The sequence below is a fragment of the Rhizobacter sp. P3_B12 genome, from assembly GCF_056402895.1.
Map to the genome: position 1 here is coordinate 1 of NZ_JBFUGN010001663.1, position 674 is coordinate 674.

A 674-nucleotide genomic window follows, 5' to 3' on the forward strand; every position below is an offset into this window, starting at 1 on the left:
TCAATTTCCTGTCGCCGCTGCTGGCGAAGTTGATCGCCAACCTGGTCGGCCCGCAGCAGGCGGCGGTGCTGTCGCGCGCGATCGTCGACTCCGGCCTGAAGCTGCTGAGCCTGGAGATGAGCGAGGAGATGACGCCAGAGCAGGAGGCCGGCCTCGCCGCCTCGGCCGTCGCCGCCACCGTCGAGGAGACGGTGGGCCGCATCGCCGCGCTGCCCGACCACGTGCTCGACCAGCCCGAGCTGCTCGAAGGCTATGCGATGGAGGCCTTCGAGCAGGCGGCCGCCGCCAACCTGCCGGCGGTGCTGCCGCCCGGCATCTACCGCCAGCGGCCCGAGCTGCTCGAGGCCGGCCTCGATGCCGGCTGGGTGATGCTGCCGCTGCGCGGACGCAAGCGCTACAAGCGCTGCACACGCGTGTTCGACGTGCGCATCACGCCGCACATGGCCGGCGAGGTCATGAGCTTCGAGGGCGCACCGCTCGCCGACTTCCTGCACGAGCAGCTCGGCCTGCCCGAAGGCGAGGCCGCCGATGCGCAGCTGCACCTCTACGAAGCCCTGCCCGGCACCAGCCTCGCCGACATCGCCCGCAACGAGTTCGAACAGGGCGACGGCTCGGGCGCGCTCGGCAGCCAGGAGCTGCACCCGCTGACGCCGCAGGCCGCGGCGACGCTGCTC

At 72.1% G+C, this 674-nt stretch carries 1 protein-coding gene; it reads left to right on the top strand.

Translation table 11 applies throughout. From position 1 onward, the window contains the following. A partial coding sequence (locus AC1D01_RS37550; protein ID WP_477875020.1) for a hypothetical protein occupies positions 1–674 on the top strand: 674 nt, incomplete at both ends.